We start from the raw sequence: 21,924 nt of genomic DNA, 5'->3' as shown, positions 1-21,924 counted from the left end.
CAACACGACGTCATCACCTGCAGACATGGAGGTCGCCGATGCGCGACATGCTTCAGCTCGTCCCTATGGTCGTCGAACAATCCGCTCGCGGTGAACGATCCTTCGACATCTACTCGCGGCTGCTGCGCGAACGCATCATCTTCCTCAACGGCGAGGTCAATGATGCGATGTCCGGGCTGGTTTGCGCGCAGCTGCTATTCCTGGAGGCGGAGAATCCGAGCCGGCCGATCAATCTCTACATCAATTCCTATGGCGGCGTGGTTACCAGCGGGCTCGCGATGTACGACACAATGCAGTTCATCAAGGCGCCGGTTCATACGCTGTGCATGGGCACTGCGCGCTCCATGGGTTCGTTCCTGCTGATGGCCGGCGAACCCGGTCACCGCGCCGCGCTGCCCAATGCGAGCCTTCACGTGCATCAGCCGCTCGGCGGCTTCCAAGGCCAGGCGTCAGACATCCTGATCCACGCCAACGAAATGCAGGAAACCAAGCGGCGCATCATCAGGCTCTATGCGCAGCATTGCGGACGGACTGAAGAGGAGGTGGAACGGACCCTGGACCGCGACCACTTCATGACCGCGCAGCAGGGAGTCGAATGGGGATTGGTCGACCGGGTTTTTGCTGAGCGCGACGCCATCTGATGGCGCGACAGCGGCCCTCAGCGGGATCCCCTCGGCGAGTGCTCGTCTGCTCGACCCGCGACCGCCGCGATGAGCGTATCCCGTAAGCAGCGGGCGCAGTGGTCTCTATATTTCTCAAGTCCCCTCCCGTATCAAAATACCTTTTGACTGCCCGGCACATGGGCAACATTGTGTCGGCAGCCTGTCCTGCCTGCGTTTTGAGCAGGCGTGACCACGTTTTGAGCGCGACGTAATATCGCACCGCACGGCAATGCGCGTTAGACGCGAAAACACGCGTTTTCATAATCCGTTAGGCAACGCGCCTGATCTGGCACGGCATTTGATTCTACGGGTCTCGGCTGAGCCCGCGTAGTGAACTTCTCCCTCGTGGCGAACCAGTCGAGAACGCCCGGCCATGTCCGGACCGGGCCAAGCGGGGATAGGACCCATGAAAATCGTTATGGCGATTATCAAGCCATTCAAGCTGGAAGAAGTCCGTGACGCCCTGACCGCCATCGGCGTTCACGGTCTCACGGTGACGGAAGTCAAGGGATATGGCCGCCAGAAGGGCCATACGGAAATCTACCGCGGCGCCGAATATGCCGTGAGCTTCCTGCCCAAGATCAAGATCGAGGTCGCTGTCGCCTCCGACCAGGTCGACAAGACCATCGACGCCATCACGTCCGCCGCGAAAACCGGCCAGATCGGCGACGGCAAGATCTTCGTCATCAACCTCGACCATGCGGTGCGCATCCGCACCGGCGAGGCCGACGCCGCGGCCCTTTGATTTCGCGCTCAACCTTTATCCAATCAGGAGTGAATACAATGACGTTTAAGCGTCCCTATGGCGCGGGACTGGCGGCTCTCGCAGTCGGCCTGTTCGCTGCGACCGCAGCCTATGCCGAGCCAACGGTCAACAAGGGAGACAACGCCTGGATGCTGACATCGACAGTGCTGGTGCTGCTGATGACGATCCCCGGCCTCGCACTGTTCTACGGCGGTCTCGTCCGTTCCAAGAACATGCTCTCGGTCCTGATGCAGGTGTTCTACACCGTCTGCGTCGTCACCGTGATCTGGGCCGTGTACGGCTACAGCCTCGCCTTCACCGGCGGCTCCGACTTCATCGGCGGCTTCTCGAAGGCCTTCATGATGGGCGTCACCACCGATTCGAAGGCGGCGACCTTCTCAGTCGACGCCAACATCTCGGAGCTCATCTACGTGTGCTTCCAGATGACCTTCGCGGCGATCACGCCCGCCCTCATCGTCGGCGCCTTTGCCGAGCGCATGAAGTTCTCGGCGATCGCTCTGTTCATCCCGCTCTGGGTCACGCTGATCTACTTCCCGATCGCGCACATGGTCTGGTACTGGCCCGGCCCGGACATGATCCAGGATGCGGCCAAGGCGCTCGCTGCGGCGGGTGATGCGGCAGCCAAGACCGCGGCGCAGGCCAAGCTCGACGAGATCAACGCCGACGCCGGCTGGATCTTCAAGAAGGGCGCCATCGACTTCGCGGGCGGCACCGTGGTGCATATCAACGCCGGTATCGCGGGTCTCGTCGGCGCTCTCCTGATCGGCAAGCGCGTCGGCTACGGCAAGGAGCTGATGGCTCCGCACTCGCTGACCATGTCGATGATCGGCGCCTCGCTGCTCTGGGTCGGCTGGTTCGGCTTCAACGCCGGCTCCAACCTGGAAGCCAACGGCGGCGCTGCGCTCGCCATGACCAACTCCTTCGTCGCCACCGCTGCCGCCGCGCTGTCGTGGATGTTCGCGGAGTGGATCATCAAGGGCCATCCGTCGGTGCTCGGCGTCATCTCCGGCGCTGTCGCAGGTCTCGTGGCCGTCACGCCTGCCGCCGGCTTCTCCGGCGTCATGGGTGCGATCGTCCTCGGCCTCGTGGTCGGCGTGGTCTGCCTGTTCTTCTGCACCGTCGTGAAGAACGCGCTGGGCTATGACGACTCTCTCGACGTGTTCGGCGTGCACTGCATCGGCGGCATCGTCGGCGCGCTCGGCACCGGCATCCTGGTCAACCCGGCGCTCGGTGGTGCCGGCATCATGGACTACACCGCGATCCCGCCCAAGGTTGCCGATTACGACTTCGCCACGCAGATGATCGCCCAGCTCTGGGGCGTCTGCACCACGCTGGTGTGGTCGGGCATCGGTTCGGCGATCCTCTACAAGGTCGTCGATGTGATCGTTGGCCTTCGCACCAATGTCGAGAGCGAGCGTGAAGGCCTCGACATCACCGAGCACACCGAGCGCGCTTACAATATGTAACTCTCCTCCCGGCCGCGATCTCCTCGGGGATCGCGGCCAGACCTACGGTTTGGGCACATACCCGGCAATGCCCCGACCGTTGAGGGGCTCCAGCGCAAGCTGGAGCCCCTTTCTTTTGGTCGGAGGGTCGAAGAAAAACATTGCCATTGCGCACCGCCGGCGCAGAAATATCGACCTCAAGAACAACAATCGGGAGGTCGTCATGCGTTTGGAAGGCGGATGCTATTGCGGCGCAGTGCGCTACAAGGCCGAAGGTGATCCGATGATGCAGGCCCAGTGTCATTGCCGCGAATGCCAGTACATCACCGGCGGCGCGCCCAACACCTTCATCGCAATGCCGGCGGCCGGCTTCAGCTACATCAGCGGCCAACCCAAGCAGTTCACGCGCAAGGACCTCGCACGCGCCGTCACGCGCGAATTCTGCGCCGAATGCGGTACCCATCTGGTGACCAAGGTTCCAGGCCTGCCGGCCGCGGTCGTAAAGGTCGGCACGCTGGACGAGCCCGGCCAGTTCCATCCGCAGATGGCGATCTACACCTGCGACAAGCAGGAGTTTCACGCGGTCCCGTCAGGTATGCCGGCATTCGAGAAGCTGCCGGGGCGCTGAAGCCGCAATGACGAGGCAGAGGCGGCCTATGGCCGCCTTTCTTACGAGGAACGCCGAAGCATCGGCCATGGGAGAGGATGTCTCAACATCGGGACAGTCCCTATTTGGAGAGAACCCTCACCCGCGCCTTCGGCGCGACCTCTCCCGCAAGCGGGAGAGGTGGAAGAACCAGCCCCGCCCTGTAGTCATGCATCCCGTTGTTATCCGGCCTCATTATTCCCGCTCTGGACGGGGGCGGCGGCCGATGGTTAATCGCGTCTTAACCTCGCCCTATCTATGGTGAACTGAACCGCTTCCCGCCGGCGCCTTGGTGCGACCGGCTGTTCCAAGAGTGCTGGCGCCCAGAATGGTCATGACCGCTTCATCCCGTGCGCCGCAGGCCAGTGGAAGCTCCGACAGCGAACGCTCGCCCTTCGTCCGGCTGAACGAGCTCTTGGGCCCGCATCAACCGGGTAAGCCCTTGATTACGCTTGCAGTCGGCGAGCCCCAGCATCCCGTGCCTGACTTCGTGGGCCCGGTGCTGGCCAAGCACATCGCCGAGTTCGGCCGTTACCCGGCGAACAAGGGCACCGACCCCTTCCGCAACGCGGCGGGCGCCTGGCTGTCATCGCGCTTCAAGCTGCCGCGGCCGCTCGACCCCGAGAACGAGATTCTCGTCCTCAATGGCAGCCGCGAGGGGCTGTTCCTCGCCGCGCTCGCGGCGGCGCGCTATGTCGGCCCGCGCCCCGGCAAGCCTGCCATCCTGATGCCGAACCCGTTCTATCCGGTCTATGGCGCCGGCGCTCGCGCCGCGGCCTGCGAGCCGGTCTATCTGCCGACCACCGTCGAAAACGGCTTCCTGCCCGATCTCGACGCCATCGACGAAGCGACGCTGGCGCGCACCGTGGCGTTCTATCTGGCCTCGCCCGCCAATCCGCAAGGCTCGGTCGCCAAGCCCGATTATTTCAAGCGGTTGAAGCAGCTCGCCGACCGCTACGGCTTCGTGATCCTCAGCGACGAGTGCTATTCCGAGATCTACACCCGCGAGGCACCGGGCAGCGCGCTCGAATGCGCCGGCCCCGATTTCACCCGCGTGGTTGCGTTCCAGTCGCTGTCGAAGCGCTCCAACCTGCCCGGCCTGCGCGTCGGCTTCGCCGCCGGCGACAAGAAATTCATCGGCATCTTCCTCGAGCTGCGCAACATCGCCGCGCCGCAGGTGCCGGTACCGCTCCAGCATGTCGCGACCGTTGCTTACGGCGACGAGGCGCATGTCGAGGAGAACCGCAGGCTCTACCGGATCAAGTTCGATCTCGCCGACCAGATCATCGGCAATCGTTACGGCTATCGCCGGCCCGATGCCGGCTTCTGCGTCTGGCTCAACACGTCCGCGCTCGGCGACGACGTGTCGGTGACGCTGAGACTCTTCAAGGAAGCAGGCGTGCGCGTGGTGCCCGGCAGCTATCTGGCGCGGCTCCAGCCTGACGGCTTCAATCCCGGCGCGGGCTATATTCGCCTCGCGCTGGTGCAGGATGGCGAGACCACGGCGCAAGCGCTGCACCGCCTGGTCGAGACTCTGGGTTAGGCGGGGCCCATGAGCATGTCGGCAATCGAACGTGTCATTCCACTGGTCGGCCATCTGCCGCCCTCGATCCGAGAGGGGCTGGCGCGACGCCTGCGCGAGCTGACCGGCCTCGGCCTGATCGCGCTGGCGGGCGTCGCCTCGGCGGCGCTGATGACCTGGTCGGTGCAGGATCCCAGCCTCAGCCACGCCACCTCACGGCCGATCCGCAACATCCTCGGCTATGCCGGTGCGATCGGTGCCGACCTCTCGATGCAGATCCTCGGCCTTGGCGCGATCATGCTGGTCCTGACCGTCGCGGTCTGGGGCTGGCGCATGATGACGCATCGCCCGTTCGACCGCGAAGCGCTGCGGCTCGGCTCATGGATTCTCTGCACGGTGATCGCCGCGGGCTTTGTCAGCTGCTGGCCACATGGCGGCGCCTGGCCGCTGCCGACCGGCCTCGGCGGTGTCGTCGGCGATGCCCTGGTGCGCGCGCCCGCCGTGATCTTCGGGCCTGCCGGCACGATCTATCGCATTGTGCTGGGCACGATCCTGTTCGCCGCGATGGCCGTGACATTCCTGATCGCCTGCGGTCTCGGCGCACGCGAGCATGACGACGAGCTCGCGGAGATCGAGGATGACGACAAACCGCTCGACGAAGACGAGGAGAGCGATCGCGGTTCGGTGTCGCTGGGCTGGCTGTTCCACGCCTTGATGAGCACCAAAGCGCGACTGATCTGGCTCTTCGGTGCCGCTTACCGCTCGCTGGTCTCGAGCGGGCCGAAGACCAAGGCCGCTCAGTTCAGCCGTCAGGAGCCCAATCTCGGCGGCGGACGCGCCGCGCCCTCGATCTCACCGCAGTCCGAAGACGAGGAGCACGAGGACGAGTACGAAGAAGAGGAGGAGGAAGAGGAAGAGGAGGAGCCTGCCGCGCGCGCGCCGCGCAAGAAGGCCGCGCCGAAGAGTTCTGCGAAGAAATCCTCCGACAAGTTCGATCTTCCGTCCGTCTCCATGCTGGCCGCACCAAAGGCCGGCGACCGCCAGCCGCTCAGCAAGGCCGAGCTGGAGACCAATTCCCGTTCGCTCGAAGGCGTGCTCCAGGATTTCGGCGTGCGCGGCGAGATCGTGAAGGCCAATCCGGGTCCCGTGGTCACGCTGTACGAGCTGGAGCCGGCGCCCGGCATCAAGTCGTCGCGCGTGATCGGGCTTGCCGACGACATCGCTCGCTCGATGAGCGCGCTGTCGGCACGCGTCGCCGTCGTGCCCGGCCGCAACGCGATCGGCATCGAGCTGCCGAACGCGCATCGCGAAAAAGTTTACCTGCGCGAACTGCTGGTGGCGAAAGAGGCGACCGACACGGTGGCAAAGCTGCCGCTCTGCCTCGGCAAGACCATCGGCGGCGACCCCGTGATCATCGACCTCGCGCGCACGCCGCACATGCTGATCGCCGGCACCACGGGCTCCGGCAAATCGGTCGCCATCAACACCATGATCCTCAGCCTGGTCTATCGGCTGCGCCCCGACCAGTGCCGGCTGATCATGGTCGATCCGAAGATGCTCGAACTCTCCGTCTATGACGGCATCCCCCATCTGCTCACGCCTGTTGTGACCGATCCGAAGAAGGCGGTGGTCGCGCTGAAATGGGCCGTGCGCGAGATGGAAGAGCGCTACAAGAACATGGCCAAGCTCGGTGTGCGCAACATCGACGGCTACAACACGCGACTGCTCGAACTGAAGGCCAAGGGCGAGGAGCCGACGCGCACGGTGCATACCGGCTTCGACAAGGAGACCGGCAAGGCGATCTACGAGGAAGAGAAGCTCTCGCTCGACCCGCTGCCCTACATCGTCATCATCGTCGACGAAATGGCGGACCTGATGATGGTCGCCGGCAAGGACATCGAAGGCGCGGTGCAGCGTCTGGCGCAGATGGCGCGCGCAGCCGGCCTGCACGTGATCCTCGCCACGCAGCGGCCGTCGGTCGACGTCATCACCGGCACCATCAAGGCGAACTTCCCGACCCGCATCGCCTTCCAGGTGACGTCCAAGATCGACAGTCGCACCATTCTCGGCGAGATGGGCGCCGAGCAGCTGCTCGGCCAGGGCGACATGCTCTACATGGCCGGCGGCGGCCGCATCAGCCGCGTGCACGGACCTTTTGCCTCCGACGAGGAGGTCGAGAAGGTGGTGCGTCACCTCAAGACGCAGGGCCAGCCCGAATATCTCGAAGCGGTCACGGCCGAAGAGCCCACCGAGGACGAGGACGGCGCGGTGTTCGACGCGACAGGCATGGGTGCCGACGGCGGCGGCGATTTGTTCGCGCAGGCCGTTGCCATCGTCAAACGCGACCGCAAGGCTTCAACCAGCTACATCCAGCGCCGCCTGCAAATCGGCTATAACCGCGCCGCATCGCTGATGGAGCGCATGGAACTGGAAGGCATCGTCGGGCCCGCCAACCACGCCGGCAAGCGCGAGATTCTGGTCGAGGAAGAAGACAGCCATATGTGAGGCGAGGAGCCTCAACACATCATTTCACGCAAAATCGATATCTGCTTTTGCCCGAAATCACGCTAAAAGGCGCCCAGCCACGTTAGGACGACGCGTTGATCAGACATCCGGACATTCGATTCGCTGCCACCATCGCTGCGCGAAGCGCGCGCGTGGCCGGCGTGCTTCTCGTCACCGCCGCGATGGTGACCGCTACATCGTTCGCGCAGACCGTGCCCGTGCCGAAGCCAGCGCCGAAGGGCCGCGATGGCGGTGCGGCGGGGGGAGGGCCCGCCGTCACCGGTGCGACGCAGGCGCCGCCGAATCCGGTCATCCCGGATCCGCGCCGCAACGTACCGAGCAGTATCTTCCAGACCTTCGATGCCAACCAGAAGGCGCAGGCCGCCAAGATCAGCGCCTATCTCTCCTCGCTCCAGACCCTGGTCGGGAATTTCGTCCAGGTCGGCCCCGACGGCAGCAAGACGCAGGGCGATTTCTACATCCAGAAACCGGGCAAGGTGCGCTTCGAATATGACGCGCCGAGCCCGATCGACATCGTCGCCGATGGATCCTCGCTGGTGGTGCGTGATCGCAAGCTCGCGACCCAGGACATTTATCCGCTGTCGCAGACGCCGCTGCGTTTCCTGCTGTCCGATCGCATCGACCTGATGAAGGACACCAACGTCGTCAACGTCTCGGCCGACGACGTCTTCACCAGCGTCACCATCGAGGAGAAGCAGGCGCTGGTCGGCACCAGCCGCCTCCTCTTGATGTTCGGCGCCAAGGACGGCCAGTTGAAGCAGTGGACCGTCACCGACCCGCAGGGCTACGACACCACGATCGCGGTTTACAATCTGGATTCGAGCAAGAAACTCGATCCGGGCATGTTCAAGATCGATTTCACCAATTACGGCCCATCGCCGGGTTGAGCGCTCCGCTGCCGTAGGGTGGGCAAAGGCGCGTTTGCGCCGTGCCCACCATCTTTCCTCCTCGCGATCGACACGTGGGCACGCTTCCGCCTTCGCTCTTCGAGCTACGGCGGACAAGTCGCTTTGCCCACCCTACGAAAGCACGCCCAGATCCTCACATCTCGCACCCGAAAAGACGGTGGGCACGGCGCTTTGCGCCTTTGCCCACCCTACGAGAGCTTGCTAAGACGCATCCCTCATGCGTCTCTCCCTGACAACCTGGAACATCAATTCGGTGCGGCTGCGCATCGATCTGGTCGCGAAATTCCTCAAGAGCGCGCGGCCGGACGTGCTGTGCCTGCAGGAGACAAAATGCATCGATGACGCCTTTCCGTTGAAGCGCTTCAAGCGGCTCGGCTATGAGCACGTCGCGCTGAACGGACAGAAAGGCTATCACGGCGTCGCCATCGTCTCGAAGATCCCGTTCGAGTCGAAGGACATCCGCACCTTCTGCGACAAGATCGATTCGCGCCACATCTCGGTATCGTTCGGCGAGAAGGCCAACATCGCAAAGCCGCTGGTGCTGCATAATTTCTACGTGCCCGCCGGCGGCGACATTCCCGATCCCGCCCTGAACGAGAAGTTCGATCATAAGCTCCGCTTTCTCGACGAGATGAAGGCCTGCGAACCGCTGCATCCGCGCGGCGAGGACCGTCACATCCTGGTTGGCGATCTCAACGTCGCCCCGCACGAGAACGACGTATGGTCGCACAAGCAGCTGCTGAAGGTGGTGTCGCACACGCCTGTCGAAACCGAGAAGCTGAAGGCAGCGCTGGCGGCCGGCGAATGGATCGACGTCGCGCGCGAGCGCATTCCGATGTCGGAGAAAGTCTATACATGGTGGAGCTACCGCTCCGCCGACTGGACCGTCGGCGATCGCGGCCGCAGGCTCGACCATATCTGGGTCTCGCGCGCGCTGAAGGATACCGTCAGTGATTTCAAGATTCTTCGCGATGCCCGGAGCTGGGAGCGGCCGTCGGACCACGTCCCGGTGACGGTGACGCTGGAGGTGTAGCCTCTCGGGAAGCCCGTAGCCTGGATGGAGCGCAGCGCAATCCGGGGTTCTTGCATACGGAAAGGCTGTCCCGGATTACGCTTCGCTCCATCCGGGCTACGACAGCTCAGCTCGTCAGCTTCGCACCGGCCATCAGGATATCGCTGGCGATCTGGCTGGAGCGCACCGCGAATTCGTCGCGCAGGCGAACCGCGGCGGCGGGGTCGCTTTCGAGCACGCGCTGGAACAGGCTGCGCGCGATGCGGATGACGGAGGCGTGCTCCAGCGCAACCGCGCTCGACGGCCGCTTCATCGGCACCACCAGCGCGAGCTCGCCGATCAGCGCGCCGGGACTGGCGATCATTTCGGCGCCGGCGCCGTCCTCGACCCGGAAGGCGCCGCGCTGGACCACGAAGCCGGCATCGGCCTCGTCGCCGAGATTGAACAGGACGTCGCCGCGGACGAAGTTCCGCTGCTCGGAGCCGATCGCCAGCATGCGCAACGATGCGTCTCCCAACAGGCGCAGTGTCGGGACTCGCTCGAGAAGCGCTACATCGTCGTCGATTGACATTCAGGTCCGAGGCTCAAAGGCGCGCGATCTCAAACGATTCGCGGGCCCCCGAAGCGTATCACGGCACCAGCTTGTAGCCACCGGCTTCCGTGACCAGGATTTCCGGGTTGGCGGCATCCTTCTCGATCTTCTGGCGAAGGCGGTAGATGTGGGTTTCCAACGTGTGGGTGGTAACGCCGGAATTATAGCCCCAGACCTCCTGGAGCAGGGTCTCGCGCGAGACCGGCATCTGGCCGGCCCGGTAAAGGAAACGGAGGATGGCGGTCTCCTTCTCGGTGAGGCGGACCTTGCGCGCGTTCGCCGCAGTCAGCATCTTCGAGCCCGGGCGGAAGGAGTAGGGGCCGACCGAGAACACCGCGTCCTCGCTGGCCTCGTGCTGGCGGAGCTGGGCGCGGATGCGGGCGAGCAGCACGGCGAAGCGGAAGGGCTTTGCCACATAGTCGTTGGCGCCGGATTCCAGCCCCAAAATCGTGTCGGAATCGGTGTCGTGGCCGGTCAGCATGATGATCGGGGCCTTGAAGCCGCCCTTGCGCAGGGAGCGGACCACCTCGCGGCCGTCGGTGTCGGGCAGGCCGACATCCATCAGAACGAGATCGGGAGCATTGGCCTTTGCGGCGCTCGCGCCCTTGGCGCCGGTATCGACGGCGGACGCTTCGAATTCTTCGTGCAGCGATAATTGCTCCACCAACGTATCGCGCAGATCGGTATCGTCATCCACGATCAGGATCTTGCGGGCATTGGCCATGGGGGGTCATCCTTTTGGGTCCGGCTCGGCGCGCATCCATGCCGCACCCAGCCGCGAGGGAAAGTTAGGGTCGCCGTTGTTATTGTTGTTCGTGTTGAAGTAGTGGGCTGTTACCGATTCACAAGCCAGAACCACTCTAACCCAGAATAGCAGGGCGTTTTGATGAATGTCCTGTAATGAATTCGACATCGCGTGTTCACATGAAAAACAAAGCTGCGTCAGCTAGTTACACCCAGAATCGAAGGGCCGGGCCGCTGTCCGCGATCCGTGTTAAACCTGCTGCCGGTAATCCGCGCCGGGGCTGGCTGACGGCCGGAGCACTGACGATACCGGTGGCGCTGGGGCGAGGCGGCATTCTCGCCAACAAGCGCGAGGGCGACGGCGGCACCCCGCGCGGCAGCTTCCGTCCCAGGCGGTTGTGGTGGCGGGGCGACCGGCACAGCCGCCCGCAGACGTTCTTGCCGGCCCGGATCATCAGCGGCGAGGACGCCTGGTGCGAGGACCCCAAAGACCGTCATTACAACCAAGGTATCCGGCTCGGCGAGGGGCAGGGCGGGGACCGGCTCAAGCGCGCCGACCACCTCTACGATTTCATCATCGAGATCGACCACAACACCAGGCCGCGGATCGCCGGCCGCGGCAGCGCGGTGTTCTTGCACCTCGCCCGCGACAATTTCGGCCCGACCGCAGGCTGCGTCTCCATGACGAAATCTGCGATGCTGCAATTGCTGCGACGACTGGGGCCAAGAACAAGAATCATCATCGGGTGAGGACGGATGCTCGACAAGGATCAGATCGCCGCCGCATCGCAAGTCCTGGTGAAGCATTGGCGCGACGGCACCAAGCTTGACGCGCTGGATGTCCGATTGCGGCCGCAGAGCCGCGCTGATGGCTATGCCATCCAGGCTGCGCTCGAAACGCAATCGAGCGGAAAATTATTCGGCTGGAAGATCGCGGCAACGAGCGAGTCCGGACAGAAGCACATCAACGTCACGGGACCGCTGGCCGGCCGCATCATGAGCGACAGCGTAATCGCCGATGGCGGCACCGCGTCGATGAAGGGCAACGAGATGCGCGTCGGCGAGCCGGAATTCGCCTTCCGCATGGGGCGCGATCTACCGCCGCGCGCGGTGCCGTACACTGTCGACGAGGTCCTCGCCGCCGTAGGCACCTTCCATCCCGCAATCGAAATTCCCGATTCGCGCTTTACCGATTTCGCCAGCGCCGGCGAGGCGCAGCTCATCGCCGACAATGCCTGTGCGCATCTGTTCGTGCTGGGCGCGCCGACGACTGCGGATTGGCGCGCGCTGGATCTCGTCGAGGAGCGGCCACAAATCACGCTACGTGGCCAGCGCTATAATGGCCACGGCAAGAACGTGCTCGGCGATCCCCGCGCGGCCCTCGCCTGGCTCGCCAACGAGCTGCGCGGGCTCGGCATCACCTTGCGGGCAGGGGAGGTGGTGACCACAGGCACATGCCATCCGCCGCTGCCGATTAAGGCCGGCGATCATTTTGCGGTGGATTTCGGTGGGTTGGGGAAGGTGTCGGTGGGGTTTGTGTAGGCGCACACGCTCCGCTGTCATTGCGAGGAGCTCGCGACAAAATTGCGAAGCAATTTTGCGCTGATGCGACGAAGCAACCCAGAATCCCTCCGCGGAAAGATTCTGGATTGCTTCGCTTCGTTCGCAATGACGAAATCGATGACGGTTGCTGGGTGCGTTCCTCGCTAACGGCTCTCACCTGTGCCCGAAGATCGCGCTCCCCACGCGGACATGGGTGGCGCCGAGCATGATCGCGGTCGCAAAATCCGCGCTCATACCCATCGACAGGTTCTTCAATCCATTGCGAGCCGCGATCTTGGCCGTGAGAGCAAAGTGCGCCGCCGGCGGTTCGTCGACGGGCGGGATGCACATCAGGCCGGAAATCGTCAGCCCATAGGTGTCGCGGCAGCTCGCGAGGAAGGCATCGGCCTCGCCGGGCGCGACGCCGGCCTTCTGCGGCTCTTCGCCGGTGTTGATCTGGACGAAGAGCTGAGGGTGCTTGTTCTGGGATTCGATTTCCTTGGCTAACGCTTGGCAAATGCTCGGACGGTCGACCGAATGGATGGCATCGAACAGCGCGACCGCCTCTTTCGCCTTGTTGGATTGCAGCGGGCCGATCAGATGCAGCGCGATGTCGGAGTAAACAGACGTTAACGCAGGCCACTTGGCTTTGGCCTCCTGCACCCGATTCTCGCCGAATACGCGCTGTCCGGCGGCGATGACCGGGGTAATCGCATCCGCGGCGAAAGTCTTGGACACCGCGATCAACGTCACGGAGGCGCGATCACGCTGCGCATCCTTGCAGGCGCGTGCAATTTCGGCTTCGACTGCGGCGAGCGCGTTTGGTGAATGGCCGGTTACCGGCGTGGCATTGGCTTCTGTCATGACGTCGATTGGTTGTGGTCGTAACCGAGGTAAGTCCAATTTTACCGAGTTCAAGAAAGAGTTTTTGAACCCTTCGCTTTACCTTGGCCCATGGGGTGGGTAGCGAAATGGCAAGCGTCAGTCTCAACCGCAAACGAGCGAAACTCAAGCAGGTTCTCGGAATCCGGGCGCGGCTGGCGTTGCTCGCGGTGATTCTGGTGGCCCCCTTGATGCTCGAGCGCATCCGTTCGCTCGAAGGCACGCGCGCGCGACAGATCGCGCAGGCCGCGGCCGAATTCACCACCGTCGCAAGGCACAGCGCCGATGCGCAGCGCGAAGTGATCTCGTCGGTCGAGACCATCCTGAAATCGGAGGCCTTCATCCGGGCGTCCGCCGGCGGCATCAGCAAGAGCTGCGACGTGCTGCGCGCGAGCCTGCCGTCGAGCCTGCCCTGGATCCGCACGCTTCTGATCGCCGGCCAGGACGGTCGCATCCAGTGCGCCACCAACAACATGTATGTCGGCCTCGACCTCAGTGACCGGCCTTACTTCCTGCAGGCGCAGCAAACCGGCCGCTTCGTGTTGAGCGACTTCATCCTGTCCCGGCCCGCGCCGACGCCGACCGTCATGGCGGTTTATCCGGTGTCCGCGTTCAGCGGCGTACCGGATGCCGTCGTGCTCGCCACCGTCAATCTCGACTGGATGTCGAAGGTCATGAGCAATCTCGGCGGCCGCGCCGGCATTACCGCCGTGCTGGTCGACAGCGCCGGCACCGTGCTGGCCGCGCCGGCCGACCAGCACAGCGCGGTCGGCCGTCCCCTCGACAACATGCCGCTGATGTCGGCGATCGCCGACAGGGCACTGCGGTCGGACCAGGACGAAGGTTCGCTGTCCTTTCTTGCTGCCGACGGCTCCCGCCGCGCCGTCAGCTACATCCGCATCGCTGGCACCAACGCCCGCCTGATCGCCAGCATCGACGAGGACAAGGTGTCTGCGGCCGTGAGCCGCGACATCCGCACTGCCTATCTCCAATTCGCCTTCGTCGTCGTGTTCGTCCTGCTCGGCGCGCTGATCGCCGCCGAGAAACTGGTGATCAAGCCGATCGAGATGCTGGCCGACATGGCCAAGCGTCTCGGCGAAGGCGATCTGTCGGCACGGGCGGCGCGCAGTCGCCTGCCCGCCGAGTTCGTGCCGCTGGCCCGCGCGTTCAACGCGATGGCCGCGCAATTGAGCCAGCGCGAGCGCGAGCTGATCGCCAGCAACGACCGCCTGACGGTGATGGCCTCGATCGACATGCTGTCCGGCCTCGCCAACCGCCGCGGCTTCCAGAGCCGGCTCGATTTCGAATGGATGCGCGCGCAGCAATATGGCAGCGAGCTCGCGCTTCTGATGATCGACGTCGACCACTTCAAGCTCTTCAACGATACCTATGGCCATCTCGAAGGCGATTCCTGCCTGACCCGGCTCGGCGAATCGCTGTCCGGCATTGCCGCCGACACGATGGGCTTTGCGGCACGCTATGGCGGCGAGGAATTCTGCCTGCTGCTGCCGAACACCGACGTGCCCCGCGCCGTCGAAATCGGCGAATTGGTGCGCGCGGCCGTGCTGAAACTCTGCCTGCCGCACATCACCTCCGCGCATATGATCGTCACCGTCTCGATCGGCGTTGCTGCGACGAAGCCAAACGAGACACTGCGCCCCGGTGATCTCATCGAAGCCGCCGACGCCGCGCTCTATGCCGCCAAGCATCGCGGCCGCAACAACGTCGTCGAGCACGGCGTGCAGGCGATCGAGACCGGCGCGACTGACATGATGATGGCGGCTAACGGCTAGAGCGTTTTCGAGCGAAGTGGATACCGGTTCGCGTGAAGAAAACGCGTCAAAACAAGAATCTAGAGCTTCGGTTCTGACTCAATCAGAACCGATAATGCTCTAGCCCGCAGCTCCGGCGCGCTCGAGCTCGATCTCGGTCACCACGCGATTGCGGCCGCCGCCCTTGGCGAGATAGAGCGCGCGGTCACAGCGCTCGATGAGATCGGTGATCGCTTCGCCGGTCCGGTATTGCGCGACACCGATCGACACGCTGATATTGGGCAGGATCTCACCTGTCGAACGACGCGTGATCCTGCATTCGGCGATCGCGCGCCTGATGCGCTCGGCGGTCTCGGCAGAGGCGGCAAGGTCGGCATCCGGCAGCACCGCGATCAGCTCCTCGCCGCCATAGCGGGCGGGCAGATCCTGCTCGCGGACCTTCTCGCGCAACACCTTGGCGATCAGGCGCAACACTTGGTCGCCGATGCCATGGCCGAAATTGTCGTTGAAGGTCTTGAAGTGGTCGATGTCGAGCAAGAGCACGCTGAGCGGCTCGCCCCATTCCGCGGTCGCCTGCGCCTTGCGCAGGAATTCGTCGAGCGCCCGCCGATTCGCCAGCCCCGTTAAGGTGTCGGTCCGGGCGCGCTGCTCGGACCTCGACAGCGAATCACGGATCACGTCGAGCTCGCGGGTCTTTTCCGCAAAGCCTGCCTCGAGCCGCGTCGCGCGGGTGGCGGCGCGGGCCAGCTCGTTCATGAGCTGGGCGACCAGTGCCTTCGGATCGACGCCGGCCTTGCCTTGGTCCGCGACCTCGCTGATCGCCTGCATCTGCGAATGGTTGTCGGCGATGGCCGTCGTCAGAAACTCCTTTGCCGCACCCATGAGGGCATGCAGCCGCTCGGAGGTGCGGACGACGATGGCACTGACCTGCGGCGCGATGTAGGTCTCGAACAGATCCTGATTGGTTCTGCTGTCGAAAGGACGGTTGTGGTCGATCAGGAGATCGATCGCGTCGCGCAGATCGTCTTGGCTGCCGGCGAGATATTGGAACCAGACGGCAAAATTGGCCGGGGTCGGCGCAATCCGCTGCTCGGCCATGCTCCGCATCGCCCGTCCGGCAATGGACGCGGCATAGTCGTAATCGGGATCGTCGAAGCTGGAATCCATCGCAAGTATTGGGGGTCCTTGGCGGGCGCAACTTCGCATCGACCCCTTAATCACACCCCAACGGCGGCCTCGGTATTTTTGCGGAGCAGCTCGGAAGGTTCCCCAGATTGCGGCAACCCATTGACCCCTTGCGGACTTCTATGGCCTAGTCCGCCGTCTTTAAGCCGGCCGAACCACGAAAAGCCAACGATTCCATGACCTCCGAACGCTACAACGCCCGCGACGCCGAACCGCGCTGGCAACGCCTCTGGGACGAACAGGCGATCTTCGTCTCCCGAAACGACGATTCGCGGCCGAAATACTACGTCCTCGAGATGTTCCCCTACCCGTCCGGGCGCATCCATATCGGCCATGTCCGCAATTACACGCTCGGCGACGTGCTGGCCCGCTTCAAGCGCGCCAAGGGGTTCAACGTGCTGCATCCGATGGGCTGGGACGCCTTCGGCCTGCCGGCCGAGAACGCCGCGATCGAACGCAAGGTCGCGCCGAAAGCCTGGACCTACGACAACATCGCCGCGATGAAGAAGCAGCTCCGCTCGATCGGGCTGTCGCTGGACTGGTCCAGAGAGATCGCGACCTGCGATCCCTCCTACTACAAGCACCAGCAGAAGATGTTTCTGGACTTCCTGCGCGGAGGGCTTGCCGAGCGCGAGAAGCGCAAGGTGAACTGGGATCCCGTCGACATGACCGTGCTCGCCAACGAGCAGGTGATCGACGGCCGCGGCTGGCGTTCCGGCGCTGTCGTCGAGCAGCGCGAGATGAACCAGTGGGTCTTCAAGATCACGAAGTACTCGCAGGAGCTGCTGTCCGCGCTGGATGGGCTCGACCGCTGGCCCGACAAGGTGCGGCTGATGCAGCGCAACTGGATCGGCCGCTCCGAAGGCCTGTTGATCCGCTTCGCGCTGGATGCGGCAACGACGCCGGCCGGCGAGAACGAGCTGAAGATTTTCACGACACGGCCCGACACGCTGTTCGGCGCGAAGTTCATGGCGATCTCGGCGGATCATCCGTTGGCGCAGGCGGCCGCCGCGAAGAACCCTGAGCTTGCGGAGTTCATCACCGAGATCAAGAAGATCGGCACCGCGCAGGAGGTCATCGACACCGCGGAGAAGCAGGGCTTTGACACCGGCATCCGCGCGGTGCACCCGTTCGATCCCTCCTGGAAGCTGCCGGTCTATGTCGCCAATTTCGTGCTGATGGAATATGGCACCGGCGCGATCTTCGGCTGCCCGGCGCATGACCAGCGCGACCTCGACTTCGTCAACAAGTACAATCTCGGCAACACGCCGGTGGTCTGCCCCGAAGGGCAGGATCCGAAGACATTCGTCATCACCGACACCGCCTATGACGGTGACGGCCGCATCATCAATTCGCGCTTCCTCGACGGCATGACGATCGATCAGGCCAAGGAAGAGGTGGCGAAGCGGCTGGAAGGCGAGCTGCGCGGCAATGCGGCGGTCGGCGAGCGGCAGGTCAATTTCCGCCTGCGCGACTGGGGCATTTCGCGCCAGCGCTATTGGGGCTGCCCGATTCCCGTCATTCATTGCCCGAAATGCGATGTGGTGCCGGTGCCGGATGCCGATTTGCCGGTGACGCTGCCGGACGATGCGACCTTCGATCGGCCGGGCAACGCGCTCGATCATCACCCGACCTGGAAGCACGTCGCCTGCCCGAAATGCGGCGGCAAGGCTAGCCGCGAAACCGACACCATGGACACCTTCGTGGATTCGTCCTGGTACTTTGCGCGCTTCACCGATCCCTGGAACGAGAAGGCGCCGACCACGCGGTCGGTGGTCGATCGGCTGATGCCGGTCGATTGGTATATTGGCGGTGTCGAGCATGCGATCCTGCATTTGCTCTACGCGCGCTTCTTCACCCGCGCGATGAAGGCGACCGGGCACATTGCGCTGGACGAGCCGTTCGCCGGCCAGTTCACCCAGGGCATGGTGGTGCACGAGACCTACCAGAAGGCCGACGGCACCTATGTGCAGCCGGCCGAGGTCAAGGTCGAGGTCGGCGGCAATGGTCGCCGCGCCACGCTGCTCGCGACCGGCGAAGACATCCGGATCGGCCCGATCGAGAAGATGTCGAAGTCGAAGAAGAACACGGTCGATCCCGACGACATCATCGAGACCTATGGTGCCGACGTCGCACGCTGGTTCATGCTGTCGGACTCCCCGCCCGACCGCGACGTGATCTGGAGCGACGAGCGCGTCCAGGGCGCATCGCGCTTCGTGCAGCGGCTATGGCGGCTGGTGAACGATGCAAAGGAACTCGGCAAGGAGGCGCCGGCGGCCCGGCCGGCTTCGTTCGGGACGGATGCGACCGCCTTGCGCAAGGCCGCCCATGGCGCCCTGGACAAGGTCACGACCGGCATCGAGCGGCTGCACTTCAACGTCTGCCTCGCCCATATCCGCGAATTCGCCAATGCCCTGTCCGAGGTGCTCCAGCGCCCCGGCCAGCCCGCCCCGGACCTCGCCTGGGCGATCCGGGAGGCCGGCCAGATCCTGGTCCAGCTGTTCTCCCCGATGATGCCGCATCTGGCCGAGGAGTGCTGGCAGGCTTTGGGCCAGAGCGGGCTGGTTTCAGAGGCCAATTGGCCCCAAATCGAACGCGATTTGCTGGTTGAAGACAGCGTGACCCTGGTGGTCCAGGTCAACGGCAAGAAGCGGGGTGAGGTCACGGTTGCAACAGTGGCCCAGAATCCGGAAATCGAGGCTGCCGTTTTGGCCCTCGATGCGGTAAAGCTGGCCCTGGACGGCAAGCCCGTCCGCAAGGTGATCATCGTCCCCAAGAGGATCGTGAATGTTGTCGGCTAGGATCCGCATCGCAGCCCGCTTGCTGGCGGTCGCCGCCCTGGCGGCTCTGACGGCCGGCTGCTTCCAGCCGATGTATGCCGAGCGTAACGACGGGACTCCCGGCCTGCGCGAGAAGCTGATGGGGGTCGAGCTGCCGCCGATCGCCAAGCCGAACGCCTCGCGCGAGGCGCGCGTTGGCGTCGAGGTCCGCAATGCTCTGGCCTTCAAGCTCTACGGCACGGCGACAGGCATGCCACCGACGCACCGCCTGGAGATCCGCTTCACATCCACCCGCTCCTCGCTGATCGTCAGCGCCGCGACCGGACTGCCGACCAGCGAGAATTACGGCATCGACGCCCAGTACAATCTGATCGAGGTCGTCACCGGCAAATCGGTGATGACCGGCACCACCTTCTCGCGTGTGTCCTACGACATGCCCGGCTCCTACCAGCGCTTCGCGCGCAACCGGGCCTATCGCGACGCCGAGGATCGTGCCGCCAACGAGATAGCCGAGAACATCACGACCCGGCTCGCCTCGTTCTTCACCGCGGGCACCTGATTCATTCCAGTCATTCCGGGGCTCGCGAAGCGAGAACCCGGAATCTCGGTTCCCAACCTCTGGTTTCTCTGGTGCGCAATTGTGCACCGTAGTTCGCGCTACGCGCGCTCCGGAATGACGATCTAGGCCATGGTCGCGCTGCGCGGAAAAGAGATCGATGCCTTCCTCGCCCGCCCCGATGCGGGCCGTCCGATCATCCTGCTCTACGGTCCTGATGCGGGCCTCGTGCGCGAGCGCGCCGATGCGCTGATCGCATCCGCCGTCGACGATCCCAACGATCCATTCTCACTCGTGAGGCTCGATGGCGACGAGCTCTCCGCCGAGCCGTCGCGCCTCGTCGACGAGGCCATGACCGTGCCGCTGTTCGGCGGCCGCCGCGCCATCCGCGTCCGCGCCGGCTCGCGCAGCTTTGCCAGCGGCATCGACACCCTGGCCGAGATGAGCGTGAAAGATTGCCGCATCGTGATCGAGGCCGGCGAGCTGCGTCCGGAATCGCCGCTGCGCAAAGCCTGTGAGCGCGCCAAGACGGCGGTCGCAATCGGCTGCTACCCCGACACCGAGCGCGACCTCGCCAAGCTGATGGAGGACGAGCTCCGCACCGCCAATTTGCGCATCGCGCAGGATGCCCGGGCCGCGCTGATGTCGTTCCTCGGCGGCGACCGTCAGGCCTCGCGCAACGAGCTGCGCAAGCTCACCCTCTATGCCCATGGCAAAGGCGAGATCACGTTGGATGACGTGATGTCCGTGGTCGCCGACGCCTCCGAGCTGAAGCTCGATCCCATCGTCGACGGCGCCTTCGCCGGCCGGCCCGACATCGTCGAGACCGAATTCGCCAAGGCCATGATCGCCGGCACCTATCCCGGTGTGATCATCTCCGCCGCGCAGCGTCAGGCCGCGTGGCTGCACAAATCGGCGCTCGCGATTGCCGACGGCACGCCCGCCTCCGCCGTGCTCGACGGCGGCTTTCCACGGCTGCACTTCTCGCGAAAGCCCGCGGTCGAAACAGCGCTGCGCAATTTCAGCCCGGTCCGGCTTGCCGCCATCATCGAGCAGCTCGCGACGGCCGCGCTCGAGACCCGCAAACAATCCACCCTCGCCGCCGCCATCGCCCAGCGCACGCTGATGGCGATCGCCGCGAATGCGAAGCGGCGGGGGTGAGTGCGGCTCTCACCACGTCATTGCAAGCGCAGCTCTCTCAGCACCGTCATTGCGAGGAGCACTTGCGACGAAGCAATCCAGAATCCTTCCGCGGAAAGATTCTGGATTGCTTCGCTTCGCTCGCAATGACGGTGGAGAGAAACGGCTGCTGCCTTTCCAGCATCGTCCTGGCGAAGGCCAGGACCCATTGCCACCGCGAGTAATTTGGTGGGCGGTATTGGCCTTGATATCCTATCGATAGATCACGCGGTATGGGTCCCGGCCTGCGCCGGGACGACAGCGAGGGCGATTAAATCCCGCCCTTCGCCAGCCGCTTCATCACCTCGTCGAGCTGATCGAGGTTGCGATAGTTGATCTGCACGGAGCCGCCGGGATCGCGGTGATTGACGGTGACCTTGAGCCCGAGTGCGTCGCTGACGCGCTTTTCGAGATCGATCGTATCAGGGTCCTTTTCCTTCGTCCCAGCGCGCGCCTTCTGCGGCTTGCGCTCGGGCACGCCCTCCTCGTGCGCGAGCGCCTCGGCCTGACGGACATTGAGGCCCTCCTCGACGATGCGCTTGGCGGCCGCGAGCGGATCGGGCACGCCGATCAGCGCGCGGGCATGGCCGGCCGTCAGTTCGCCGGTCGCGATGAAGGCCTGCACCTCGGCCGGCAGCTTCGTCAGCCGCATCATGTTGGCGACGTGGCTGCGGCTCTTGCCAACGACTCTTGCGATGTCGTCCTGGCTGCGTTTGAACTCGTTGGCGAGCGCGTGATAGCCCTGCGCCTCTTCCATCGGGTTGAGGTCTTCGCGCTGCACATTCTCGACGATCGCGAACTCCAGCGCATCGCTATCGCTGATGTCGACCGGCACGATCGGCACCTCGTGCAGGCCAGCCATTTGCGAGGCGCGCCAGCGCCGTTCGCCGGCGATGATCTCATAGCGGTCCTGTGCGCCCTTCACCGGTCGCACCACGATCGGCTGGATCACGCCATGCTGCTTGATGGAGTCGGAGAGCTCCTTGAGCTCGGCCTCTGAAAAGGTACGGCGCGGGTTGCGCGGATTGGCCTTGATGAATTCGATCGGCACCTTGCGCTGCGCGCGCGGACGATCGACATGCTGAGCCTCGCCGCCGACATCACCGATCAGACTCGCAAGACCTCGGCCCAGTCGCGAACGCGCTTCGTCGGCCATCGCCAGCTCCCTTGGATTCACGGTGCAGCACTCCAGAACTGAATTTCAG

At 64.3% G+C, this 21,924-nt stretch carries 19 protein-coding genes; 14 read left to right on the top strand and 5 right to left on the bottom strand.

Annotated features, from left to right (window positions below; translation table 11 throughout):
* Positions 1 to 38: 38 nt before the first annotated feature.
* The 8 genes from ACR9YP_RS05320 (at position 39) to xth (ending at position 9,508) form a co-directional block, all read left to right on the top strand.
* Positions 39 to 641 carry an ATP-dependent Clp protease proteolytic subunit gene (locus ACR9YP_RS05320; protein ID WP_370989097.1) on the top strand — a complete coding sequence of 201 codons (603 nt, stop codon included), beginning with the start codon at positions 39 to 41 and terminating at the stop codon, positions 639 to 641.
* A gap of 427 nt (positions 642 to 1,068) precedes the next feature.
* Complete coding sequence (locus tag ACR9YP_RS05315) at positions 1,069 to 1,407, top strand: P-II family nitrogen regulator (RefSeq protein ID WP_008142813.1); 339 nt, start codon at positions 1,069 to 1,071, stop codon at positions 1,405 to 1,407.
* Positions 1,408 to 1,445: 38 nt separating this feature from the next.
* Positions 1,446 to 2,894 (top strand): ammonium transporter, encoded by a 1,449-nt coding sequence (locus tag ACR9YP_RS05310; protein ID WP_091882666.1) that lies wholly within the window; start codon positions 1,446 to 1,448, stop codon positions 2,892 to 2,894.
* A gap of 202 nt (positions 2,895 to 3,096) precedes the next feature.
* Positions 3,097 to 3,501: a GFA family protein gene (locus ACR9YP_RS05305; RefSeq protein WP_438103691.1), complete on the top strand. Its 405-nt coding sequence runs from the start codon at positions 3,097 to 3,099 to the stop codon at positions 3,499 to 3,501.
* Positions 3,502 to 3,847: 346 nt separating this feature from the next.
* The gene (locus tag ACR9YP_RS05300; protein ID WP_474219148.1) at positions 3,848 to 5,062 is read left to right on the top strand and encodes an aminotransferase class I/II-fold pyridoxal phosphate-dependent enzyme; all 1,215 of its coding nucleotides are present in this window, start codon (positions 3,848 to 3,850) and stop codon (positions 5,060 to 5,062) included.
* A gap of 9 nt (positions 5,063 to 5,071) precedes the next feature.
* The gene (locus ACR9YP_RS05295; RefSeq protein ID WP_438103692.1) at positions 5,072 to 7,546 is read left to right on the top strand and encodes a DNA translocase FtsK; all 2,475 of its coding nucleotides are present in this window, start codon (positions 5,072 to 5,074) and stop codon (positions 7,544 to 7,546) included.
* Positions 7,547 to 7,698: 152 nt separating this feature from the next.
* On the top strand, positions 7,699 to 8,454 hold the full coding sequence (locus ACR9YP_RS05290) for an outer membrane lipoprotein carrier protein LolA (protein ID WP_091882660.1): 756 nt from the start codon (positions 7,699 to 7,701) through the stop codon (positions 8,452 to 8,454).
* 238 nt (positions 8,455 to 8,692) lie between these two features.
* Positions 8,693 to 9,508: an exodeoxyribonuclease III gene (gene xth / locus ACR9YP_RS05285; RefSeq protein WP_438103693.1), complete on the top strand. Its 816-nt coding sequence runs from the start codon at positions 8,693 to 8,695 to the stop codon at positions 9,506 to 9,508.
* Positions 9,509 to 9,614: 106 nt separating this feature from the next.
* On the opposite strand, the gene ACR9YP_RS05280 is transcribed toward xth, so the two are convergent.
* Positions 9,615 to 10,058: a cyclic nucleotide-binding domain-containing protein gene (locus tag ACR9YP_RS05280; protein WP_091882654.1), complete on the bottom strand. Its 444-nt coding sequence runs from the start codon at positions 10,056 to 10,058 to the stop codon at positions 9,615 to 9,617.
* Positions 10,059 to 10,116: 58 nt separating this feature from the next.
* Positions 10,117 to 10,803, bottom strand: a complete 687-nt coding sequence (locus ACR9YP_RS05275; protein ID WP_007598630.1) for a response regulator transcription factor — start codon at positions 10,801 to 10,803, stop codon at positions 10,117 to 10,119.
* A 200-nt stretch (positions 10,804 to 11,003) separates the two neighbouring features.
* Here ACR9YP_RS05275 and ACR9YP_RS05270 point away from each other — a divergent pair, with 200 nt between their 5' ends.
* Both ACR9YP_RS05270 and ACR9YP_RS05265 read left to right on the top strand, forming a co-directional pair.
* Positions 11,004 to 11,573 carry a L,D-transpeptidase family protein gene (locus tag ACR9YP_RS05270; RefSeq protein WP_438103694.1) on the top strand — a complete coding sequence of 190 codons (570 nt, stop codon included), beginning with the start codon at positions 11,004 to 11,006 and terminating at the stop codon, positions 11,571 to 11,573.
* A gap of 6 nt (positions 11,574 to 11,579) precedes the next feature.
* Positions 11,580 to 12,365: a 2-keto-4-pentenoate hydratase gene (locus ACR9YP_RS05265; RefSeq protein ID WP_438103695.1), complete on the top strand. Its 786-nt coding sequence runs from the start codon at positions 11,580 to 11,582 to the stop codon at positions 12,363 to 12,365.
* Between the two features lie 174 nt (positions 12,366 to 12,539).
* On the opposite strand, the gene ACR9YP_RS05260 is transcribed toward ACR9YP_RS05265, so the two are convergent.
* Positions 12,540 to 13,229: a YggS family pyridoxal phosphate-dependent enzyme gene (locus ACR9YP_RS05260; protein ID WP_438103696.1), complete on the bottom strand. Its 690-nt coding sequence runs from the start codon at positions 13,227 to 13,229 to the stop codon at positions 12,540 to 12,542.
* 107 nt (positions 13,230 to 13,336) lie between these two features.
* Between ACR9YP_RS05260 and ACR9YP_RS05255 the strand changes: the two genes are divergently transcribed.
* On the top strand, positions 13,337 to 15,040 hold the full coding sequence (locus ACR9YP_RS05255) for a diguanylate cyclase domain-containing protein (RefSeq protein WP_438103698.1): 1,704 nt from the start codon (positions 13,337 to 13,339) through the stop codon (positions 15,038 to 15,040).
* Between the two features lie 99 nt (positions 15,041 to 15,139).
* Here the strand turns inward: ACR9YP_RS05255 and ACR9YP_RS05250 are convergent, their stop codons facing one another.
* Positions 15,140 to 16,186: a GGDEF domain-containing protein gene (locus ACR9YP_RS05250; protein WP_438103700.1), complete on the bottom strand. Its 1,047-nt coding sequence runs from the start codon at positions 16,184 to 16,186 to the stop codon at positions 15,140 to 15,142.
* Positions 16,187 to 16,380: 194 nt separating this feature from the next.
* Between ACR9YP_RS05250 and leuS the strand changes: the two genes are divergently transcribed.
* The 3 genes from leuS to holA all read left to right on the top strand — a co-directional run bounded on the left by leuS (position 16,381) and on the right by holA (position 20,701).
* Positions 16,381 to 19,005, top strand: coding sequence for a leucine--tRNA ligase (gene leuS / locus ACR9YP_RS05245; RefSeq protein WP_438103701.1), 2,625 nt, complete (start codon positions 16,381 to 16,383; stop codon positions 19,003 to 19,005).
* Positions 18,992 to 19,543, top strand: coding sequence for an LPS assembly lipoprotein LptE (gene lptE, locus ACR9YP_RS05240; protein ID WP_091882635.1), 552 nt, complete (start codon positions 18,992 to 18,994; stop codon positions 19,541 to 19,543). Before leuS ends, lptE begins: the two co-directional genes overlap by 14 nt.
* Before the next feature lie 129 nt (positions 19,544 to 19,672).
* Entirely contained in the window at positions 19,673 to 20,701 is a 1,029-nt protein-coding gene (holA, locus tag ACR9YP_RS05235; RefSeq protein ID WP_438103703.1) for a DNA polymerase III subunit delta, read from the top strand.
* A 289-nt stretch (positions 20,702 to 20,990) separates the two neighbouring features.
* On the opposite strand, the gene ACR9YP_RS05230 is transcribed toward holA, so the two are convergent.
* Positions 20,991 to 21,875, bottom strand: a complete 885-nt coding sequence (locus tag ACR9YP_RS05230) for a ParB/RepB/Spo0J family partition protein (RefSeq protein WP_438103705.1) — start codon at positions 21,873 to 21,875, stop codon at positions 20,991 to 20,993.
* Positions 21,876 to 21,924 lie beyond the last annotated feature (49 nt).

It is taken from the genome of Bradyrhizobium sp. BR14999, assembly GCF_056106085.1.
The sequence above is the reverse complement of the archived record's forward strand: the minus strand, read 5'-3'. Positions and strand labels throughout refer to the sequence as shown.

Bases quoted from the DNA above. Each gene is read 5' to 3' on its own strand.
- ACR9YP_RS05295 (WP_438103692.1), top strand. From the start codon at position 5,072: ATGAGCATGTCGGCAATCGAACGTGTCATTCCACTGGTCGGCCATCTG.
- leuS (WP_438103701.1), top strand. From the start codon at position 16,381: ATGACCTCCGAACGCTACAACGCCCGCGACGCCGAACCGCGCTGGCAA.
- lptE (WP_091882635.1), top strand. From the start codon at position 18,992: ATGTTGTCGGCTAGGATCCGCATCGCAGCCCGCTTGCTGGCGGTCGCC.
- ACR9YP_RS05310 (WP_091882666.1), top strand. From the start codon at position 1,446: ATGACGTTTAAGCGTCCCTATGGCGCGGGACTGGCGGCTCTCGCAGTC.
- ACR9YP_RS05320 (WP_370989097.1), top strand. From the start codon at position 39: ATGCGCGACATGCTTCAGCTCGTCCCTATGGTCGTCGAACAATCCGCT.
- holA (WP_438103703.1), top strand. From the start codon at position 19,673: ATGGTCGCGCTGCGCGGAAAAGAGATCGATGCCTTCCTCGCCCGCCCC.
- ACR9YP_RS05255 (WP_438103698.1), top strand. From the start codon at position 13,337: ATGGCAAGCGTCAGTCTCAACCGCAAACGAGCGAAACTCAAGCAGGTT.
- ACR9YP_RS05260 (WP_438103696.1), bottom strand. From the start codon at position 13,229: ATGACAGAAGCCAATGCCACGCCGGTAACCGGCCATTCACCAAACGCG.
- ACR9YP_RS05275 (WP_007598630.1), bottom strand. From the start codon at position 10,803: ATGGCCAATGCCCGCAAGATCCTGATCGTGGATGACGATACCGATCTG.
- ACR9YP_RS05300 (WP_474219148.1), top strand. From the start codon at position 3,848: ATGGTCATGACCGCTTCATCCCGTGCGCCGCAGGCCAGTGGAAGCTCC.
- xth (WP_438103693.1), top strand. From the start codon at position 8,693: ATGCGTCTCTCCCTGACAACCTGGAACATCAATTCGGTGCGGCTGCGC.
- ACR9YP_RS05265 (WP_438103695.1), top strand. From the start codon at position 11,580: ATGCTCGACAAGGATCAGATCGCCGCCGCATCGCAAGTCCTGGTGAAG.
- ACR9YP_RS05250 (WP_438103700.1), bottom strand. From the start codon at position 16,186: ATGGATTCCAGCTTCGACGATCCCGATTACGACTATGCCGCGTCCATT.
- ACR9YP_RS05315 (WP_008142813.1), top strand. From the start codon at position 1,069: ATGAAAATCGTTATGGCGATTATCAAGCCATTCAAGCTGGAAGAAGTC.
- ACR9YP_RS05280 (WP_091882654.1), bottom strand. From the start codon at position 10,058: ATGTCAATCGACGACGATGTAGCGCTTCTCGAGCGAGTCCCGACACTG.
- ACR9YP_RS05305 (WP_438103691.1), top strand. From the start codon at position 3,097: ATGCGTTTGGAAGGCGGATGCTATTGCGGCGCAGTGCGCTACAAGGCC.
- ACR9YP_RS05270 (WP_438103694.1), top strand. From the start codon at position 11,004: ATGAAAAACAAAGCTGCGTCAGCTAGTTACACCCAGAATCGAAGGGCC.
- ACR9YP_RS05230 (WP_438103705.1), bottom strand. From the start codon at position 21,875: ATGGCCGACGAAGCGCGTTCGCGACTGGGCCGAGGTCTTGCGAGTCTG.